The 21453-nt window shown below is 37.0% G+C and carries 11 protein-coding genes; 8 read left to right on the forward strand and 3 right to left on the reverse strand.

Translation table 11 applies throughout. The features are described from left to right. Positions 1–58: 58 nt before the first annotated feature. From coaBC to tsaE, 8 genes are all read left to right on the forward strand, one after another. Positions 59–1480, forward strand: coding sequence for a bifunctional phosphopantothenoylcysteine decarboxylase/phosphopantothenate--cysteine ligase CoaBC (gene coaBC / locus ACFINU_RS00565; protein ID WP_375617478.1), 1422 nt, complete (start codon positions 59–61; stop codon positions 1478–1480). Between the two features lie 1887 nt (positions 1481–3367). Continuing rightward, positions 3368–4087, forward strand: coding sequence for a sulfate transporter family protein (locus ACFINU_RS00570; protein WP_375617477.1), 720 nt, complete (start codon positions 3368–3370; stop codon positions 4085–4087). A gap of 981 nt (positions 4088–5068) precedes the next feature. Further along, a complete protein-coding gene (accD, locus tag ACFINU_RS00575; protein WP_375617476.1) occupies positions 5069–5989 on the forward strand; it encodes an acetyl-CoA carboxylase, carboxyltransferase subunit beta in 921 nt (306 codons plus the stop codon). A gap of 4 nt (positions 5990–5993) precedes the next feature. Next, a complete protein-coding gene (locus tag ACFINU_RS00580; protein ID WP_375617475.1) occupies positions 5994–7313 on the forward strand; it encodes a bifunctional folylpolyglutamate synthase/dihydrofolate synthase in 1320 nt (439 codons plus the stop codon). Between the two features lie 42 nt (positions 7314–7355). Then, entirely contained in the window at positions 7356–8354 is a 999-nt protein-coding gene (locus ACFINU_RS00585; protein WP_375617474.1) for a complex I NDUFA9 subunit family protein, read from the forward strand. A gap of 713 nt (positions 8355–9067) precedes the next feature. After that, on the forward strand, positions 9068–10465 hold the full coding sequence (gene ahcY / locus ACFINU_RS00590; protein ID WP_375617473.1) for an adenosylhomocysteinase: 1398 nt from the start codon (positions 9068–9070) through the stop codon (positions 10463–10465). 34 nt (positions 10466–10499) lie between these two features. After that, a complete protein-coding gene (locus ACFINU_RS00595) occupies positions 10500–12965 on the forward strand; it encodes an ATP-binding protein (protein WP_375617472.1) in 2466 nt (821 codons plus the stop codon). A gap of 51 nt (positions 12966–13016) precedes the next feature. Further along, the gene (gene tsaE / locus ACFINU_RS00600; protein WP_375617471.1) at positions 13017–13487 is read left to right on the forward strand and encodes a tRNA (adenosine(37)-N6)-threonylcarbamoyltransferase complex ATPase subunit type 1 TsaE; all 471 of its coding nucleotides are present in this window, start codon (positions 13017–13019) and stop codon (positions 13485–13487) included. Positions 13488–14165: 678 nt separating this feature from the next. On the opposite strand, the gene trxA is transcribed toward tsaE, so the two are convergent. From trxA to addB, 3 genes are all read right to left on the reverse strand, one after another. After that, positions 14166–14489: a thioredoxin gene (trxA, locus tag ACFINU_RS00605; RefSeq protein WP_375611361.1), complete on the reverse strand. Its 324-nt coding sequence runs from the start codon at positions 14487–14489 to the stop codon at positions 14166–14168. A 177-nt stretch (positions 14490–14666) separates the two neighbouring features. Beyond that, positions 14667–18143 (reverse strand): double-strand break repair helicase AddA, encoded by a 3477-nt coding sequence (gene addA, locus ACFINU_RS00610; protein ID WP_375617470.1) that lies wholly within the window; start codon positions 18141–18143, stop codon positions 14667–14669. A 2-nt stretch (positions 18144–18145) separates the two neighbouring features. After that, positions 18146–21265 carry a double-strand break repair protein AddB gene (gene addB, locus ACFINU_RS00615; RefSeq protein ID WP_375617469.1) on the reverse strand — a complete coding sequence of 1040 codons (3120 nt, stop codon included), beginning with the start codon at positions 21263–21265 and terminating at the stop codon, positions 18146–18148. Positions 21266–21453: the final 188 nt, after the last annotated feature.

Consider the following 21453-nt stretch of genomic DNA (forward strand, 5'->3'; position numbering starts at 1 on the left):
ATGCTAAAAATATCAACAATGAAATCATTGCAATCATTTTATTTCTTAGAGGTATTTTATGGCCAGTATTACCATTCGTAACCTGTCTCCTGAAACCAAAGAAGCTTTGCGCATACGCGCCGCGCAAAATGGTATTTCTATGGAAGAAGAAGTCCGGCGCCTTTTAAGCAATCCCTCTCTTCTCACCACACAACCCCTTCATGCTAGCGCTGTTGAAATGCAATCATTGAAATCAAAATCTCTCCTTCTTATTATTGGTGGAAGTATTGCATCCTATAAAGCACTTGATTTGATTCGCCGTTTACAAGAACGTGGAGCACATTTAAAAGTTGTGATGACAAAAGCAGCGCAAAAATTTATTACGCCTTTAGTCGCTGAAGCTTTAAGCGGTGGTACTGTATATACTGATTTATTTTCACACGAAGAAGAACACGATATCGGACATATCCGATTAGCACGTGATGCTGACCTGATTATTTTAGCTCCTGCTACAGCCAACCGTATTGCAAAAATAGCCAATGGCATAGGAGATGATCTGGCTAATTGCATTCTTTTAGCGGCACGCTGTCCACTCTTGATTGCACCCGCTATGAATCCGTCCATGTGGACGCATCCAGCCACTATTCGCAATGTTGCACAATTGCGCGCAGATGGCGTTCATATCATCGGACCAGAAATCGGAAATATGGCTGAACGTGACGAGATGGGATATGGACGCATGAGCGAACCTTTAACTATTGTCGCTACCATAGAGAATCTTTTGAATGTGCATGAAAAACCTCTCTCTGACCGCCATTTCATCGTTACCTCTGGCCCTACTCATGAACCAATTGATCCAGTGCGTTATATTGCTAATCGGTCTTCAGGTAAACAAGGTCATGCCATCGCAACCGCTCTTGCACATTTGGGTGCAAAAGTAACACTTATTTGTGGACCTGTTAATCTCGCAGACCCACAAGAAGTAAAAACCATTCATGTTGAAACAGCACAACAGATGTTACAAGCCGTTCAAACCGCATTGCCTGCTGATGGTGCTATCTTTGTTGCCGCTGTTTGTGACTGGCGCAGTCAAACGCAGTCTTTACACAAAATTAAAAAGAATGCTCATAAAATACCACCATCCCTTCATATGGTTGAAAATCCTGACATTTTAGCAACGATTGGACACGCTCCAAACCGCCCCTCATTGGTCATTGGTTTTGCTGCTGAAACATGTGATATCATTGCCAATGCACAAAAAAAATGTGTTGAAAAAGGAGCTGATTTCATTCTTGCTAATGATATTTCTCTTCAACTAGATGGTACAAGTGTCATGGGCGCTGATACAAATCAAGTTTATCTCGTAAGTAGAAAAAAAGTTGAACAATGGCCCCATATGAGTAAACAACACGTAGCGCAAAAATTAGCAAACGTGATTGTATCATTTTTTGCCCCCAAAATACCTACTCCTCATGAGGAAAATATACCCCTTTGCAAATAAGAACTCTTCAAACGCGTTGATATTAAAACACCTTATAAAATAGAACTGACAATAGGTGTCTATCCATCTCAATTAGTATATAATATTTCTGGTTTATAATGATAATATCGCATTGTTCATATTAAATTAGAATCCCAAATATCATAAGATTCTCTCATTCCCAATCTCTCTCATGTTGAATCAATAAAAATCATTTTCTTGCACGTTGTAAACAAGGATAACTGTATGAATACAAAACGTTTCAGAAAGAACTAAAAGCGCTTATAATGGACCGTCTCAAGAACCAAGGGCTTTTCTCGGACAAACACTGAGGATGATGGTGCCAGCGTGCTCTTTTTATTAAGCGTAAAGTTAGTGATGCCCTATAAGTTTTATATTATTCACGAGAGCTTTACCCATATACCATTCACAAACGCTGTTGCGAAATGGGTGTGATGAGCGTTGGGAAATGTTTTTTTAAAAAATCCTATCTCACCCTAGCCTTCATAAAAGTAGGATCTATTGCACCACTGTCTCGCCAGCTTATAAAAAAAACAAGCTATCATTCACTTTGGCTACCATCAATTTTGACAAAGCTCTTGTAATGGATAAAATTTATAAAAAGCATTTTCTTTCTTCAATGTTTTTATCCACATATCGGTCATATTTATGATATGCAAATAAATGATTTTGATTGTTTCATGATGAGAGCAGCTAATGAGAAAATATGAAAACTTTATTTTGAGCTCTTATTCGCTATGAAAAATAATGTATAAATCAATGATATTATAATATCTCAATGCAATTTGAAGCATATCTCACACTGACGCTTATAAAGAGTGTAGACAAAATTCACTGCACCACTGTCTATAAGTTTATGAAACTGAAGCCTTTATTATTTTTCTCAGTGATCGGTCTTTAAAATTAAATGTGTGTGTCCTCTCTCCAGAATACCAAGACCACAAAAACTAGAATTTTATCCATGATATCCTCACATTGTGATGTTTCATGAGAAGCATTTTTATTCCTTTATTGAAAGCTTTGTATCCATACATTGGTCTCGCCTATAATGTGTACGTAAATAATTTTTTGATGTTGAATAGAGTCTTTGAAATTAAAGAATATTTCTATATTTTGGATTCTTATTCAAGTTGAAAATGATCAATTCTCTTCAATAAATTAGTGGTGTTATTATCTAAAAATTATTTGATACAGTGCACCACTTGTATGAAAAGTGTTTCAATGAATTCTTACCTCATTGCACTTATAGCTTTTAAAATTCAAAATCTCATCATTTTTAAGCATCCGTGGTTTCTCCCTTTCTTTGCTTCTTCTCAAAAAACTGCTCTTCTATGGGATCGGACGGTCAATCGCCTAAGCTTATTTTTTCCACTTCTATCATATTAATCATTCTGTTGCCCAAAATTAGAATATCTACGGAGCTACTACGTTACCCCTATTCCATTGAACTCATTTTTTGAAAGCGAGAGACAAAAGCATGCCGCCAAATAGTAGAAAAGTACAGAATTTTAGGAATTGTGCAAAACAATTAAACACTTAGATAAACGAAGTTAGATAACTCTACTGAATAAATAGAAGTAAACAACTTTTCTCCAAAATAGTTCTTATTCCTTAATTTTTTAAATATATCATATAAACGCAATAATCTACACTATGTATAAAAATACTAAAAATTTCTTCTACAACAGCTACTTTTTAAATTCTTCTTTGTTTTTAAAAATCAAAATTTATATTTATTCAAACTTTATTTTTAACAAAGAAACCTTAACTGTTTTTTATAATGTTCTTGAAAAAAAATCTTGTAATTCAAAGAAAGAAAAAATTACACTGTACATACTTTAAATATATTTCTTGTTTTTTTTGCTTCTTTCCTTAGTTTGTTAATCTATGATTTTTACTGCTGCTTATCGTGCTTTACAACGTCTTCTGACCTCGCAATATCGTATTATGATACTGAAAGCATTGGGGGTTACTTTTTTCATTCTCACCATTTTATGGTTATGTGTGCACCAACTTTTTGTGTCTTACTTTTGGCCCTGGATTGCTCAAATTCTTCCTGGACTCCCTAGTTGGGCGGGATGGATTGGTTTTAGCATGCTTATCATTTTTAATCTTGGTTTGGCTCTTTTGTTGGCTTTTTTTATTGCACCGATCTCAGCTATGATTGGTGGTTTTTTCATTGACTCTGCTGCTGAAATCATTGAAAAAGAGGAGTACCCAAACGAGCCTATTGGACAAGCTTTGCCGTTTCAGCGTTCTCTTATCATTTCTTTTAAATTTGTTATTTTAAGCCTTCTTGGTAATGGAATTGCTTTTATTTTATTCTTCATACCAGGTATTAATTTAATTGCTTTTTATCTTATTAATGGTTATTTGCTCGGTCATGAATATTTCTTGTTTGCGGCTTACCGTTTTCGAACAGAACAAGATGCCCGTGCTTTTTTACATACTCATTACACAACGGTTTTTGGCGCAGGATTATTGATAGCGCTTTTTGTTTCGATTCCAATTCTTAATTTAGCAACACCGCTTTTTGCAGCTGCCTTTATGACATATTTACACAAAATGCTTTCCCAAAAGACCATGGCACGCATTACACAAAAATAGTGTTCCTTGACTTTAAGGTTAATAAAACTTGCCAGCCAAAGAAAGCATAATATAAAATTTTATGCTTTATCTTTTATTAAAGCAATATATTGATTTATAATGATAACTTATCGTTTCACAACATAAGTGAAAAACCTAAATATTATGAGGGTTTCTCATTTTAATCCTATTCATATTGGGTCAATTGAAATCGTTTGTTAATATGTTATAAACGGAGGTGGTGTGCGGATAAAAGTACTTTCAAAAAGGCGTGAAATATCTTTGTATGAATCCTCTTAATGCAAACATTATCGTCGTATTGAAAACTGAAAAAGAATATGATGGTGCCGCTTTGTACTTTCTATTTCAGTAAAAACGGATAGCATAATGTCTTTTATACCATTCATGGAGAGTGTATACTCTTCATAAGAGAGTTTTGGAAATTATTGAAAGATATCTGTGTAAAATAAACACGTAAATGAGTAATATAATGGTATTTTGAGCGTATTCTATTTTAATTGTGAAAAGCACGCGCTTTAAAAAACCTTTTGAAAAAAATCTTGCTCTGATGTTAGCGTTTCGCTAATATGATGTCGTCTTATACAGTATTTTAAATGGATTATTTTAGCCTTATTAACGGCTTATATTATAAGGTTTCTTTTCTTCAGAACCGTTGATACGAGTGATTAATTGGATATTCATTTTTATTAAAAAATAAGGGATTTGTTAACCATCGCAAGGAGTGAATTTTAATACCAAAGTAAAAAAATAAAAACATGTAAGTTCTTAAACTTATGAGAAATTTGTTATAGGGAATACTCTTCATAGATATGATTGTTATGATATTGGAAAATTAAAAAGTTAAAAAACAAGCTATACGTACACTGATAAAAGTATTAAATAGACTCCTTTGTTCCATCGGTAAAGCAAATGTGACTGCTTAGGTTCATATTCTTTCAAATCATGCGAAAGATGTGTAATATTTAAAGGAAGGTTATAAAGATGAACTGGATTACAAATTATGTTCGTCCTAAAATTAACTCTATATTGGGGCGCCGTGAAATTCCAGAAAATCTATGGATTAAAGATCCTACCAATGGTGAAATGATCTTCCATAAAGATCTGGAAGCTAATCAATTTGTAGCTCCCAATTCTGGCCATCATATGCGTATCAGCGCTAAAAATCGTCTCATGCATTTCTTTGATGATGGCGTTTATACAGCTCTTGAAAATCCAAAAGTTGTAACAGATCCTTTAAAATTTCGTGACGAAAAACGCTATATTGACCGGTTAAAAGATTATCGTTCTAAACTTGGTGTTGATGATAATATTTTAAGTGCACGTGGTACGATTGAAGGCTTACCAATCATTGCAACCGTTCAAGATTTCGCCTTTATGGGTGGATCACTCGGTATGGCTTCAGGAGAAGCTATTATCAAAGCTTTTGATACTGCCATTGCCGAAAGGCGTCCGCTGGTTCTTTTTTCTGCTTCTGGTGGCGCACGCATGCAAGAAGGAACGCTCTCGTTGATGCAAATGCCTCGTACAACTGTAGCGATTGAAATGTTGAAAGAAGCAAAACTTCCCTATATTGTTGTGCTGACTAATCCAACCACCGGTGGTGTTACTGCTTCTTACGCCATGCTTGGTGATATTCACATTGCCGAACCTGGCGCTATGATTGGTTTTGCTGGTCCACGCGTGATTCAACAAACTATACGCGAAACCCTACCAGAAGGTTTTCAAAGTAGTGAATATCTGCTCGAACATGGTATGATTGATATGGTTGTATCACGTTTAGAAATGAAAACAACGATTGCGCGTCTTTTACGTTTGATGATGAAACGCCCTGCTGTTTTTAACCCTTCCGATCCATCTCCTACAGACTCTCAAACATCGCTTTCTACAACAAAAGCAGCTTAAATTTATGCAACAAAGCCAAATACAAAAGGTGGTAGATGATTTACTAAAAAATTATCCGAAAAAATTTGATCTTTCTTTAGAGCGTATTATTCACCTTTTAGAGCGTCTTGGTAATCCACATTTAAAACTTGCCCCTATTATTCACATCGCTGGAACAAATGGCAAAGGATCTGCCTCAGCAATTTGCCGTGCTCTTTTAGAAAGTGCAGGATACTGCGTTCATGTCTATAGCTCACCTCATCTCGTCAACTGGAATGAACGCTGCCGGATAGGTCAAAAAGGAGGTGGTCAACTTGTTACAGAAAACCAATTGGCTGAGACAATCCGTGAAATTATAAAAGTAAATCGTCAAGAGCCGATTACTATTTTTGAAATTTTTACAGCCGCTGCCTTTATGCTGTTTAGTATACATCCAGCTGATGTTGTCATTTTAGAAGTTGGATTGGGAGGACGTTTTGATGCTACCAATGTCATTAACAAACCAGCTGTATCGCTTATTATGCCCATCGATTATGATCATGAGAACTTTCTTGGAAACACAATTGCTCAAATCGCTTTTCAAAAGGGGGGAATTATCAAACCAAACGTTCCAGTAGTCATCGGGAAGCAAAATTATGAAGAAACTCTTGCTACTTTAATACCCCTTGCCGATAAAAATAAAGCACCTTATTCTCTATTTGATCAAGATTATCAAAGTTATAAAGAACATGGACGTATGGTTTTTCAAAACAATCAAGGTCTCATGGATCTTCCCCTTCCTAACCTTATTGGAGGCCACCAAATTGCCAATGCTGGCGCATCTCTTGAAGCAGTCTATCAAGCGGGCTTTCAACTTTCAGAACAAGCCATAAATGATGCTTTGAAAAATATCTATTGGCCCGCACGGATGCAACATCTTATCCAAGGACATTTGGTTGATCAACTGTCTCCTAATATTGATTTATGGTTAGACGGTGGTCACAATCCTGCTGCTGGAAAAGTTATTGCAGCAGAACTTACACAATGGAGAAAAAAAACAGATCGTCCTATTATTATGATTGCTGGCATGCTCAATACCAAAGATGCTGTCGGTTATTTTCGTTCCTTAGCGAACCTTGTCGATAAAATATATACGATACCGCTAATTAACAATAATGCCAGTATCTCTCCAATAAAATTAGCTGAATCAGCGCAAAAAGCAGGAATCTTTGCTACTCCACAAGCACATCTACAAGATGCTTTGCATAAGATTAGAGCCGAATATAAAGAGGCAATTGTCCTTATTAGTGGTTCCCTTTATCTTGCGGGAGATATTTTACGTGACAATAAAACACCTCCATGCTAGAAATTGATTATTTTAAAGCTTTGAAAGATAGACTTTTTAATCATGCAACTTGATTGTGCACTTTATCAACATCCTAAACTTATTACTGTTTTTGGCGGATCTGGTTTTGTAGGACGACATGTCGTTGAAACTTTGACTAAGCGGGGATATCGCGTTCGTATCGCTGTTCGTTATCCACAAAAAGCTTATTACATGCTCCAAATAGGAGAAGTAGGACAAACCCAAATGCTTAAAACGGATATCAAGCATCGTGCCTCTGTTGCACGCGCGTTGCTTGGAGCTGATGCGGCAGTGTTTTTACCTGGTAGCTTAAAACAAGCAAATCAATCGAATTTTAAAAACACACAAATTGATGGTGCTTACAATGTTGCTGAATTAACAGCACAAGCTGCTATTCCACTCATCTATATGTCAGCACTTGTGGCTAACGAGAATGCTTCATGTCTTTATGCACGTGTTAAGTTTATGGGTGAACAAATCGTTCATAACAAGCATCCTCAAGCAATTATTATCCGTCCATCCGTTATCTTTGGACCAGAGGATTGTTTTTTTAACACCTTAGCAGATTTGTCACGTTTTTTACCAATTATGCCTCTTTTTGGGGGTGGGCAAAGCAAATTGCAACCCGTGTATGTTGGTGACGTTGCTGAGTTTATCGCGCGCGCTTTAGATGGACAGGTTGCTTGGGGAAAAAATTATGATCTTGGTGGTCCCCAGATTATCACCTTTCAAAATACTCTTGAAAATATACTCAAAATTATTCACCGTAAAAAAACAATCCTATCCATGCCTCTTTCTGCTGGTCTATTGATTGGAGGAATTTTGGGAACTATCGGTAAATTGCCTTTTGTACCAACACTCGTAACAGTCAATCAGATACGTTTTTTGCAAATGGATAACATTGTTTCTAAAGAAGCTATAGAGAATGGATATACTTTAGAAGGTGTAGGTATTACCCCCAGAGCAATGGCAGCATTCTTGCCAAGTTATCTCTGGCGATTTCGTCCACATGGTCAATTTTCCCAAAACCTACTCGTCTAGAATAAATTCTTCCAAAACTAAGTTAATTATTTGATTTATAATTCATAGCGCGTCGTTAGCGGTTTTAAAATCAGAGTATTCAATAGAGTGATGTTTTTACATTTTAAATACTCTATTCAGTATCACAAAAAATGTTTAATCGTATATCTATAGTCTTTTGATAAAAATCGTTGAAAACAGGAGAAAAGTACTTCTTATAAACTGTCTTTATCCAAGAGCAGGTGCAACATTGGAATCCTAAAGAACCGATTCTGAACTGCCTATCCATAAACATGATAATCTATGGCTTTGCATTTATATTATTTTGCTAAAAAGCTTAGTCATGAGATTATAGTAATTCTTCCTTTTTCAACAACCGCATAAGTGAGTAGAATACGAGTATACTACTTTCGATATTATCCCATAAAAATCGATATAAAAACTGTAAAGCAATGCACCATTTTTATTATTTAAAAGGTATTCCCTCTGGAGACTTTTAAAAGCTTTAAAGTTACGTGAAAAGGATAGAATTTTGTTTATATAATAAGACTTATCATGAAGATCTCCTATTCTGTCAGTAACATCACTACTCAGATCCATAAATGCATATTTGTTGCACAAATTTATGGAGATTTTAAAAGAGCTTTTTCACATAAAGAAGTCCTCTTCTTGTCTTGCATTTTTTTTTAATTTCTCCTACCGTCTTGGAAAAACTTATTTTAAAGGAATGAAGAATGGCAGCTCAAGATTTTGTTGTCAAAGATATTGCACTTGCCGCTTATGGTCGTAAAGAACTTGATATTGCTGAAACAGAAATGCCTGGTTTGATGGCTTGTCGTAAGGAGTTTTCTTCCAGTCAACCTTTGCGCGGAGCGCGTATTTCTGGCTCATTGCACATGACAATTCAAACAGCTGTTTTAATTGAAACATTAAAAGCGATTGGCGCCGATATACGGTGGAGCTCTAGCAATATTTTTTCTACGCAAGACCATGCAGCAGCAGCTATCGCCGCAACTGGCATTCCTGTATTTGCCGTTAAGGGTGAAACATTGGAAGAATATTGGACTTATATAGATGCAATCTTCCAATGGCCAGATGGTAATCCTTCCAATCTTATTTTAGATGATGGAGCTGACGCCACAAACTATATTTTAATGGGAAGTCGTGCAGAACAAAATAAAGATATTTTATCGCATCCCAAAACAGAAGAAGAAGAAATTTTTTTCAAACAAATACAAAAGCGTATGGATGCAACGCCAGGTTTTTTTACACGACAGCGCGCAGCAATTAAAGGTGTAAGCGAAGAAACCACAACAGGTGTAAACCGTCTTTATCAGTTACAAAAAGAAGGACTTCTACATTTTCCTGCTATTAATGTTAATGATAGCGTCACTAAATCAAAGTTTGATAATAAATATGGATGTAAAGAATCATTGGTCGATGGTATTCGACGTGGAACAGATGTGATGATCGCTGGTAAAACTGCCATTGTCTGTGGTTATGGTGATGTAGGAAAAGGTTCAGCAGCATCTCTTTCTGGTGCTGGGGCTCGTGTTAAAGTAACAGAAATTGATCCTATCTGCGCTCTTCAAGCCGCTATGGATGGCTATGAAGTTGTTAATTTGGATGATGCTGCTTCCAGTGCTGATATTATCATCACGACAACAGGCAATAAAGATGTTGTTCGTTTAGATCATATGCGACAAGTAAAGGATATGTGTATTCTTGGAAATATTGGTCATTTTGATAACGAAATCCAAGTCGCTGCCCTTAGAAATTTGCCATGGACAAATATTAAACCACAAGTTGATATGATCACCTTTCCCGATGGAAAACGCATCATTTTGCTCTCTGAAGGACGTTTGTTAAACCTCGGGAATGCGACTGGGCATCCTTCTTTTGTCATGTCAGCCTCGTTTACTAATCAAGTTTTAGCGCAAATTGAACTTTTTACCCGTGCAGAACACTATACAAATGAAGTCACTGTTTTGCCTAAACATCTTGATGAAAAGGTAGCACGTCTACATCTTGATCGGTTAGGAATAAAATTAAGTGTTTTATCAGAAGAACAAGCCGCTTATATTGGAGTCTCACCACAAGGACCTTATAAACCAAACCATTACCGTTACTAATACGTTTCCTTGGGTTAAAAAAGGGAAAGATATCGTGCGCAGCTTTGGTGACTATAACCCCAAAGAAAAAGCTCAAAAAATGATCCGAATATATACGTATATATTTTGCCTTTTTTTCTTTTTTTCTCCAACATGCGCTGTTGCTCAGTCATTGGAAGGTTATTTACCATTTTTCTTCACTTTGCCGAATGGTCCATGGCTGCTTTTAGCGCTGTGTGGAGGAATTTCTTGTGCCTTACTTCTCACGTGCCTAGCTGTTATCATGCGTGCAAAAAAAACTGCACAGAAGACTTTGAAGATAATTCAGGCAAATTTTTCTGAAAAACTTAAATATTATGAATGGCTTCTAGAAGAAACCGAGCAATTCCTCCTTATTTGGGAGAATCCAACAACCTTACCCCGTGTCGTTGGTGCCCTTTCTGCATTGCAAAAAATAGGAATTGATCAGAAAGATTTTCAGCGTTTTGAGCTCTGGGTTGAAGAAAATTCTCTGCGAGAACTTGATTATACATTGACTCAACTACGTTGTAAATGTCACCCTTTTGATCTTTCTATCACCACCACAAACAATGTACTGCTACAAGTTACAGGAGTCATCGCAGGAACAGTCGCTATTGCTCGTTTTCAAGATATCTCAAAACAACAGAGTGAAAATGCTCGTTTACAGAAAGATATCGCCCGTCTTCTTACTGAACTGAGAATGCAGCGTAATCTTCTTGATCTTATTCAAGAGCCCGTATGGATAAAAGATTGTGAAGGAAAAGTTTGTTTTATCAATCGCGCCTTTAGAGAAATAACAGACTTTCGTGAAGACAGTGATGACGTGGGGGATCTTTTCAATGAAAATACACAATGCAAAACAGATGAAACAGAAACAATTTTTCAAGAACATGTTCACACGGTTATTGGTGGAGAACGGCATCGTTTTCATCTCACACGTATTACAACAGCTGAAGGGATGGCAGCTTTTGCACGTGATGACAGCGCATATGAAAATCTTGCTCATGAATTAAGATATGTTCTTCAAAGCCATTGTGAAACACTTGACCAAATTTCAACAGCTGTAGCCATTTTTGATACAAACCAAAAATTAAAATTCTGTAATCATGCTTTTAAAATTTTATGGCCGTTGGAGAGTTCTTTTTTAGAAAGTGAACCAAGCCATACATTGTTTCTTGAACGTTTACGTGAAAAGGGGCTCATTGCTGAACACCCTGATTGGCGCGCATGGAAAGAAGAACTTTTAAAAGCCTATTGGCAAACAGAATCGAATCAACAAATTTGGAATCTTCCAGATGGACGTACGGTGCGTGTTGTCTCGAACCCTCATCCACAAGGAGGTGTCACTTGGCTTTACGAAAACCTTACAGAAAAAATTGATCTTGAACGCCGTTATAATACACTTATTAAAATACAAGGTGAAACACTTGATAAACTTTCCGAAGGCGTGGTTGTTTTTGGTACTGATGGACGCCTTCGTTTATCGAATCCTGCCTTGTCGAAATTGTGGTCTCTTCCTTATAATTTACTGGTAGAAGGAACCCATATTACACAGTTACAAAGCCATTGTTCAGCCTTAACCTTGGGGCAAGAATGGGATCAATTTACCAAGTTCATTACCGGTTTTGCTGAAAAACGTGAAACATTTTCAGGTCGTATAGATCTTAAAAATGATATGATTATTGACTATACTCTGGTCCCTCTTCCTAATGGACAAACGATGCTTACTTTTGTGAATGTTACGGACACTGTCCATGTTGCGCGTGCTCTTCAAGAAAAAAATGAAGCATTAGAAAGTGCTGATCGTTTGCGTAATGAATTTGTCCAACATGTTTCTTATGAATTGCGCACACCTCTCACAAATATTATTGGATTTTCCGATATTTTACGTGATCAAATTTTCGGCTCTATCAATGAACGTCAACAAGAATATCTTGAACACATTCATTCAGAATCAGGAACTCTTTTAAATATTGTTAACGATATTCTTGATCTTGCTACCCTTGATGCAGGCATTATGGAGTTGGACATAAAATCGGTTAACATTGCCGATGCTATGATACAAGCAGTAGCACGTGTAGAAGATCGCCTTAATGGACGGCATATTACGCTTTTACAACAAATTTCTCCTTCCTTAAATTCTATTTCTGCTGATGAAAAGCGCTTGCATCAAATTTTTGTGAATGTACTGAGTAATGCTATTAATTTTGCAACGGAGGCGAGTACTATTGAATTTTGCGTCGATGAACAAGATGATAACATTGTCTTTAGCGTTCACAATCAGGGCTCTGACATCCCAGAAGACGTCCTTGATCGTATTTTTAAACGTTTTTCTTCCCATTCACACCATGGTGGGCGTGCGGGAGCGGGTCTTGGCCTTTCCCTTGTAAAAAGTTTCGTTGAACTACACGGTGGACATGTTGAAATTCTTACCGGTTTTGGAAAAGGAACAACAGTTAAATGTTTTTTCCCACTCTCCAAAGGAGATACGATTTTTTAATTTTGACCTTTATGATAACAAAAATTTTTCATCCATTTCATGGAACTTTTAATGAATTTTAGTTTTTTTCTTGAAAATGAAGAGGCAACAAAGCTTTTTGCACAAAATTTAGCTCTTTCTTTAAAGCCAGGAGATCTTGTAACCCTGCAAGGAGATCTTGGAACTGGAAAGTCAACCATTGCACGTACAATCATTCAAACACTTGCGAACGATAACACTATGGATGTTCCAAGCCCTACTTTTACTCTTGTGCAAAGCTATCAACTTCCAAAGTTTGAAATTATTCATGCTGATCTTTATCGCCTTTCTATGGCAGAAGAAATTGATGAATTAGGGCTTCATGAAGCTCGTGAGAAAAATATTTTACTTGTTGAATGGCCAGAAAGAAATACAGCTCTTTTAGAACTTGCCACTTTTGCACTCACCTTACACTATAAAGAACATGGGCGTCATGTAACAGTTAGATCAGCGCAACATTCCATTGAATGTTTGCAACAGTCTTTCGCAATTCGTACATTTTAAAAAAACATGAACATCATCATTTTTTAATTTGATAATACCTCAATACTACCTATGAAATCTGAGATGATGGACAACATAAAGAAGGCTTCATGGAGGTACCAACCATGGAAGATGAAACGAAATGCTGACTCTTTCATATAACAATGACATAAATTGCAAAGGACAGCCGTTAATTTATAGGAATTCATCAATTTATTTTAGAGAATCTGATACCTACAATTTTGATTCTAGAGAATAGTATAAGAGAATTTTAAATTGAAGTGGTAACCCTTTAGAAGAGCATTATATAACCTGTAGTGAATTGCTTGTTTCTTTCTGCTTAAAAATTGTGAGCTTCAGAAAAGTAATTTGCAAAGTTTTTGCTTAAAATCTCCTTTTATGTGTTGAAAACACTATCTATCTCAATAGTCTTATCTAAGAAGAAATACCTTTATGAAATTATCATTCACCTAATATTTTTAACGCGCCTATAAGGAAAGAATTGCCTATATTCTTCATACAAAGCAATTTTTTATAAAAATAGTCAATTGAAACATGCATAAAAGCATGAATTCTTAAATTCATTTAAAATTTTGATTTTTATTGTCTTTTCATTATAATATAATGCAAAAAAGAATATTTTAAAAAAGTCAAAAGGAGAGACAAAATTTCTCTCCTTTATAGTGATTATATGTGGAATTAACTAAGCCCATCTTTTATCCATTCAGAAAGACGTCCTTTAGAGGTAGCGCCAACCATATTCGATGAAATATTTCCATTTTTAAACATTAATAATGTAGGGATAGAACGTACTCCGTATTGGGTAGCCAGTTCCGGATTTTCATCAATATTTACCTTAGCAATTTTAACTTGATTTTGCATTTCTATTGAAATTTCATCCAAAATTGGAGCAATCACTTTGCAAGGGCCACACCATTCTGCCCAAAAATCAACCACAACAGGGGTGGAAGAGGTTAGAACTTCACTTTCGAAATTGTCCTTATCAACTTTTATACACGTCATTTATTTATCCTTTATATTCACTTTTTATAGATTGGTATAATAACAATTCATATCAAGTTATTGCAAAGATAAATTATTAAAGGACTTTTTTACACCAGGGATTGCGCGTTGTGTTTGTTTGAGCGATTTTATGAAAGTAAATAAAGTGTAAAAATGCTTTGCAAGGAAAAGACTAACTTATAAGGCAACTTCACTAAGAAATGCCTCAAGTTTTTCTGGAGGAAGTTTAAAAATTTTGGCTTCTTTACTGTAGATAAGCAGAGCCTGGATATCTTTATCGGGATGAATAGCTTGCAATAATTTTCGATAAAGAGCCATTTGCAACCAATGATGGGAAGCAATAGCAGCTTCATTTTCTGGCGGGGTTCCTGTTTTAAAATCTGCAAAGATAACGCTGTTTTGCGTGATGTAGAGACGGTCAATTTGACCAGAGATTGCTTGTTCTTTTCCACGAATTTTCACAATACCCATTAAGGAGACCTCAGCACGTGAATGCTCAGAGAAAAGGGGTTTGAGATAAACATGATCTAATATTTTCCAAATATGGCAAAGAGCATCTTCTCTTTGGCTCTCATGCCAATGAAAGGCTTTGATATTGAGATAGTTTCGAGCATAATCTCGACGTTTTTGTGGGGGACAATCGGGCAAATATTGTAACAATCGGTGAACGAGATTACCATATTCAATGGAAAAAGCTCTGTTTGTGTTCATGGCTCCTAAAACAGGTGAAGTGGTAAGCTGTTTTGGACTTGAGGACAGCTCTGTATCAGCTTCAATGGAAAGGCTCGCCACTGACGGTTTTAACGGTTTTGGTAACACTGGTTCTGCTGGTACTTTATGAGAGAAAAAAGCAGGCAAAGGTGGTAAGGTTTGGCATTCAGCGGAAGGAACTTTTGAGTTTATAGAAGCAGAAGAAGCAGGTGTAATGCAATAACGCCAAGCTGCAATATCTTCCGAAGAATCTTTTATAGCAAGGGCATGCGGTTCGAGGGCTTTTTTTACGAGTTGTAACCATGTATGAGATGGCGTTTTCGGACCTTTATACCCACAAATAAACAAGCGATCTTCAGCGCGTGTCATTCCTACATAAAGAAGACGCCTATATTCTTCTTCTGCACGCTCTTTTAAATATGAAATTGCTTGTTTAGAGAGTTTTGTATCAAACTTTTCATTGGGATGCCAAATAAAGGCTTGTTTTCCGTTCCATTGTGCATTGTTTAAAGGAACTTTAAGCAAGTGAGGCGCATGCTGAGGATGCCAAATCGCACTACCAGGATCGACTAAAAACACAACAGCAGCCTCTAATCCTTTTGCAGCATGAACAGTCATGATACGAATTTCTTCATTACTTTGTTCAAATTCACGTTTAATTTCTGGTTCGCTTGCACTTAATGTTTCTAAAAAAGCTTGTAATCCTGGTAATCCTGTTTTTTGAATAGTGAGCGTATAATCCATAAAAGCATCGAGCACATCATTTGCTTCAGATCCTAAACGAGACAGAATTTTTTGTCGTCCCTTATCATTGTTCAGAATATAGCTATAGAATTCAAAAACTGGTATTTTATCCACTAAAGCGCGATAATGGTTTAGCTTTTCAAAAGCATCTTTAAAAGATACCTGCGATGATATATGCGCGCACAGACTTTGCCAAAGAGAGCCGGTGCGGTGTGCGGCAAGCTGATAGAGTTCCTCTTCACTAAGAGCAAAAAGTGGGCTTTTTAAAACACAAGCAAGAGAAAGATCATCTTGTGGCTGCAAAACAAAACGCGCAAGCGCCATTAAATCACGGATACTAATATGTTTGGTAAGCTGTAAACGATCAGCCCCTGCTACGGGAATATTACGGTGTTTAAGAGCACGGGAAAGAGCTGAGACAAATTGATCACGTTTACGGACCAAGATCATAATATCACTTGCCCGTATTAAGCGTCCTTTTGCTGGAAGCATTTCGCCTTTTTGTAACCAGTCGGCAATCGTTTCAGCAATTTTTTCTGCTAAACGAACTTCAGGTGTATCTAAATGATTAACAGTTGTATGCCAATCTTGAGGAAAGTCACTCGTTTCTTTGGAAATGGCATCCCATATAACAACTTCACCGGGACTGTGAATACGGATAGCTTCATGCACCGTTTTTGTATTTTCTGCCGAAAGCCCTTTATAGTTTTCTGGTGTTTCAAAAACAAGATCAACACTTTTAAGAACATCTGCTGTAGAGCGAAAAGAATAATGCAGTTGTATTTTTTCAAATTGTTGATTTGTTTGTTGCACTTTTTTTTGAATAATTCGTCCATTTGCAGCAAAATTTTCTGGAGCAGCGCCTTGAAAAGAATAAATAGATTGCTTTTCATCTCCAACAGCAAAAAGAGTCCGTATGTTTGTTCGTTGGCTATACCCTGAAAAAAATTCCTGTGCCAACAGTTGAATAATTTGCCATTGCTCAGGGTTGGTGTCTTGTGCTTCATCAAGTAGAATATGATCAAGTCCCTGATCAAGTTTATAGTGCACCCATTGGCTTGCACCCTTGCGCTGTAACAAATGAAGCGTACGCTCAATAAGGTCATCAAAGTCTAAGAAGCCATTGGACTTTTTTAAATTCTTATAAATTTTGAGATAAATAGCACAGAGCTGAAAAGCAGCCATATTGAGGGTGGCAACCTTTGCGCATTGATATTTTTCTAAAAGAACAGAAAGCTTGTTTTGTTTGTCTTCAAGCATTTGTTGAATAAAAGGCCAAATTTCGTCTGATTTTTTATGAGATAAATGTGAAAAATTACGCGGCTCACCTTTTGTTGTAAAATAAACATCAGAAATAAGATTGAGAATATTTATCTCATCATGCACCTTTTCTAATTGGGAAAGTTTTGCCACCATATCCTTAAAGCTTTGATTACCATTGGTTTCACAATGCTTAAGAGCATAAAGAGGAAGGCGCGCTGTTTGTTTAATTTGTTCCAGAAGATATTGATTTGTTTCATTGGGCGCTAAGTTAAAAAGCGCGCGCAATTTTTCTTCTCCATTTTCAGATAAAAGAGAAGATAAAAAATCAGACAATTTATGTTGCTTTTCAACTGCCTCATAGAGCAATTGGTTAAAAGTATGTTCGCTAATAACTTGAAGTAACTGTTGCAAAGCAGGTTGTACATCACGACGAGCTAAAAGTTGACGACGAGATTCTTGTCGTAATTTTTTTCGACTGATATCATCGGGAAGTTCAAAATGCCCTGCAATATTGGCTTCTAACATAAATTGATGCAAGAGAGATTCACAAAAAGCATGAATCGTTTGGATTTTTAAGCCACCAGGCGTTTCGAGGGCACGCGCAAAGAGTTGCCGTGCATAAGTTAGTTTTTGCGCATTAACAGTTTTTTTTTCAAACCGTGTTAAGGTTTCTTGCAGCTGTGCATCATCGAGCTCATTCCAACTGGAAAGCGTGCGAAAAATTCGTGATTGCATAACAGCAGCAGCAGCTCTTGTATAAGTAAGGCATAAAATACGTGCTGGAGGCGTACCGTTTAAAAGCAAACGGATAACACGTTCACTTAAAACGTGGGTTTTTCCAGATCCAGCATTTGCAGAAACCCACACGTTTTTTTGGGGATGTGTTGCTGTTGCTTGTGCATCAAGAGCGGCTTCAGGAATAGAAAAAAACGTCATGATTACTCTTCTTTATGAAAACCACTTGACCATTCCCACAACCGAGCCAAATGGTCGTAGTCACCTTCATATCGTTTTGACATGGGGACAGCATGTGAGAGATAGCCTTGTTGTGGATTTTGATAATAAATTATGAGTGCGATAAGATTTTCCCATGCATTTTCAGCAAGATCAACAGCACTTAGATAAGTTTTTCCGTCTTTTTTCTTTAAAAGAATTGATTGGGATTTAATTTCACCTTTTTTGTTAAGGGGAATGTAAAATAAATTTGAAGGTGTAAAATCTTGAAAATCTGGGAAGCCCCCTTGTATGAGTAAAGCTGTTTCTAAAGCCAATTGCGGAAATAATAATTCACGAACTTGTTTTGATAAAGGAGGCGTTCCGGTTTTGAAATCTAGAATTTCAACCGTTTTATCTGGCAAAACATCAAGACGATCAGCACGTCCTGAAAGAGTTACCCCTGTTGTTCCTATAGAAATTTTTTGTGATACAACTTCCGAATATCGCTCTCGCAGCCCTAAACTTTGTTCCCATTGAATAAAGCGTGGAGCAAAATTTTCAAAACTATTCCACCAAATTACTTCAATATCCGGTGGAAAGTTGAATTTATCAAATTCTTTACGTCCAATAGAAAGCAGTACATTGAGTGCATTTGCATCATTTGGATTTTTCATTTGTGTACAAAAAGCCGCCAGAATAGCGTGATAAAGTGTTCCACGTTCTGAAGCGCTAGGATCATGAATAAGTTCTTTAAGTGGTTTGAGCCTTAAGATTTTTTTGGCATAAATAGCATAGGGATCATATCGCAATGTTTCTATTTCAGTGACTGAAAAATGGCGCGGGCGTATATCAAGAGGTGGAGAAGGGCAAGGACGTTCCACCTCAGAAGTTATGTTTGTATGATCAAGCATCTTTGCCCAATGGCGTAGTATTTCACCTCGTTCACGGATTTGTTCCCAAACCTGTTTTCCTACAACTGTTTCCATGCGTTGTAGCCAGCGTGATGGAATGGAAGGCGTATGATTAACGCGCAATGCGCGACTCATCACCACTTTATCCATTCCCATTGCCCATTGAAAATCATGCGCAGAAAGACCAATACGCTGCTCTGGTGGTTCCAGAGTTAACATCATTTTCATCGGTCGCGATAAAAAAGCATCATTTCGGGTTGATATCGGCCATGACCCTTCATTAAGACCGCCGATGACCACTGTATCAACCGTTTGCAAACGCGATTCCAAAGTACCCCAGATGAATACACGTGGATGTCCTCCAGGCGAAGGTGCAACGGAACGAGTTGCTATTATAGCAGAAAACATAGCAGGCCATTCACAAAGATGAAATGTTAATCCTGATTGATCACTGACCAATTCACGTAAAAACTTTGATAGGGCTTGTCCTGCTTCGTGTTGATAAAGATGTGCAAGAGAATTATCCTCATTGCGACCAAAATTTTCAAAAACTTCAACAGTTGCTATCGCAGCTTCGTTGATGGTGCATTCTTTCTCTTGTTTCATAAGAGATGTTAAAGGTTCAACAGCTGTCCTCAAAAGATGACAAAGGAAACGTGCTTCTTCACATTTCTGCTGATCAAGAGCGTTGATTTCAGAACTATTATGAAAGTATGTTTCAATCCATTTTTCAAGAAATTGATCACACTCGCAAAGATTGATGCGCCCTGTATTCCCTCGAAGAACAAAAAGTTCAAAATTTTCTGCCATTTCCCGTAAACGATGACGATTTTGTTGGAGTGTTGTAAGGGGATGTTTAAGAAGAGAAAGAAAAGCAATGGGATCATCAGGTTGCAATACATTTTCTAAGATAAGTCGTAAGAGAGTTACAGGCAATGTTTGGGCAAGTGGTATTCCCCCTGAATCATTTGCTTCAATTCCAAATCGTTGTAATTCCACGGCAACACGGCGTGCTAAATTACGGTCATTTGTAATAAGAGCTGCGGTTTTTTGGGGTTTTTCAATAGCTTTGCGTAAAGCAACAGCAATAGCGAGAGCTTCTTCACGTTCATTGATAGCTTCAATAAATGACCAGTCTGCACAAAGAGCCTCATAATCGTTACGGACAATTTGTATCCATTTATCTGTCGTAGAAGCTGGTCGAAGTGCCTCTGATAAAAGAGCCATTCGTCTTTTCTTTGTGCTACTTTGTTGGCCAATTTCGCAAACATGATGACGTTGACACTCCATGAGAGAAAGAAGTTTTTTTAAATGATATTGAGGATGGCTAAAAACATTTTCTGCTGGATCAAAAAAATCGCAAGCTGTTTTTTCTTTATTGCTTGTGCTTAATGCATTCCATTGTTCTTCATCCATATGGAGATCAAGACCAGGAAGAACAACAGCCCCTTTGGGCAGAGAAGCTATAACCTTTAAAAGATGAGAAACTGCGGGCATAGAACCCGACACACCAGCTGCAATGATCGGTTTATCAGGCAGCATACGTCGTAAAGCCTCTGCATGCATTGTGAGTGCTTGATTACGCCATTCAACGGGATTGCTTCGTTGTCTTTCTTTCAAGATTTTGGGCCAATTTTGCGTAACAATAGTCAGAAAGTCAAGCGTTATTTGCCACCATTCAGCGACCATATCAGGTGCAATATCTTTAAGTTTCGACCAATCTGCTCCTTCTGTTTCAATTTCATCCATCAAATGCGCTAAATCCTGAGCAAACCAAATTGCATCAGCACTATGAGCCGGAATAAGCACATCTTCTGTACCAAACATGGCACGCAGATGCGCAGGTAAATTTTCACGCCATGGACGAATAAGGCGCGCTAAAAGCAGTAAGCGTTCACTTTTTCCAATGGGTGGATTCAGAGTGCTGGTATGATTTTCAACAAAAAGGAAACTGTCTTCATCGACATCTCCTAGAGCACGAATAGTTGGCAAAAAGGTTGATTGTGTATTACTTCTTTCAACAAAAGCTAAACGCAAAGCGCGCGCAGCACGACGTGTCGGAACATAAATAAGGCTATCAGCAAGAGCAGTTTGAATATCTCCATTGGGAGCAAAATTATCAATAAGGGTACCAGAGAGCAGTGCATCAACAAAGTGAGGCAAAAAATCCGTTCCAGAAGATATAGAAAAGACACGTGGTTTATAAGTCATATGATCTCATATTGGGAATAACAAATTTCATCTTATTGATTATTTGCTTTATTTTGACTGTATACAATTTTCATACAAGAAAAAACTGAAAAGCTCTATTTATACAGGAGATTTTTAACTGACATTCAAAATACTTAAATATATGAGCTTGTCTTAAGCTATTGTGAAAAAATATATCAAAATTTTAA

Source organism: Bartonella sp. AC130YNZD, from assembly GCF_042196865.1.
Taxonomy (GTDB): domain Bacteria; phylum Pseudomonadota; class Alphaproteobacteria; order Rhizobiales; family Rhizobiaceae; genus Bartonella.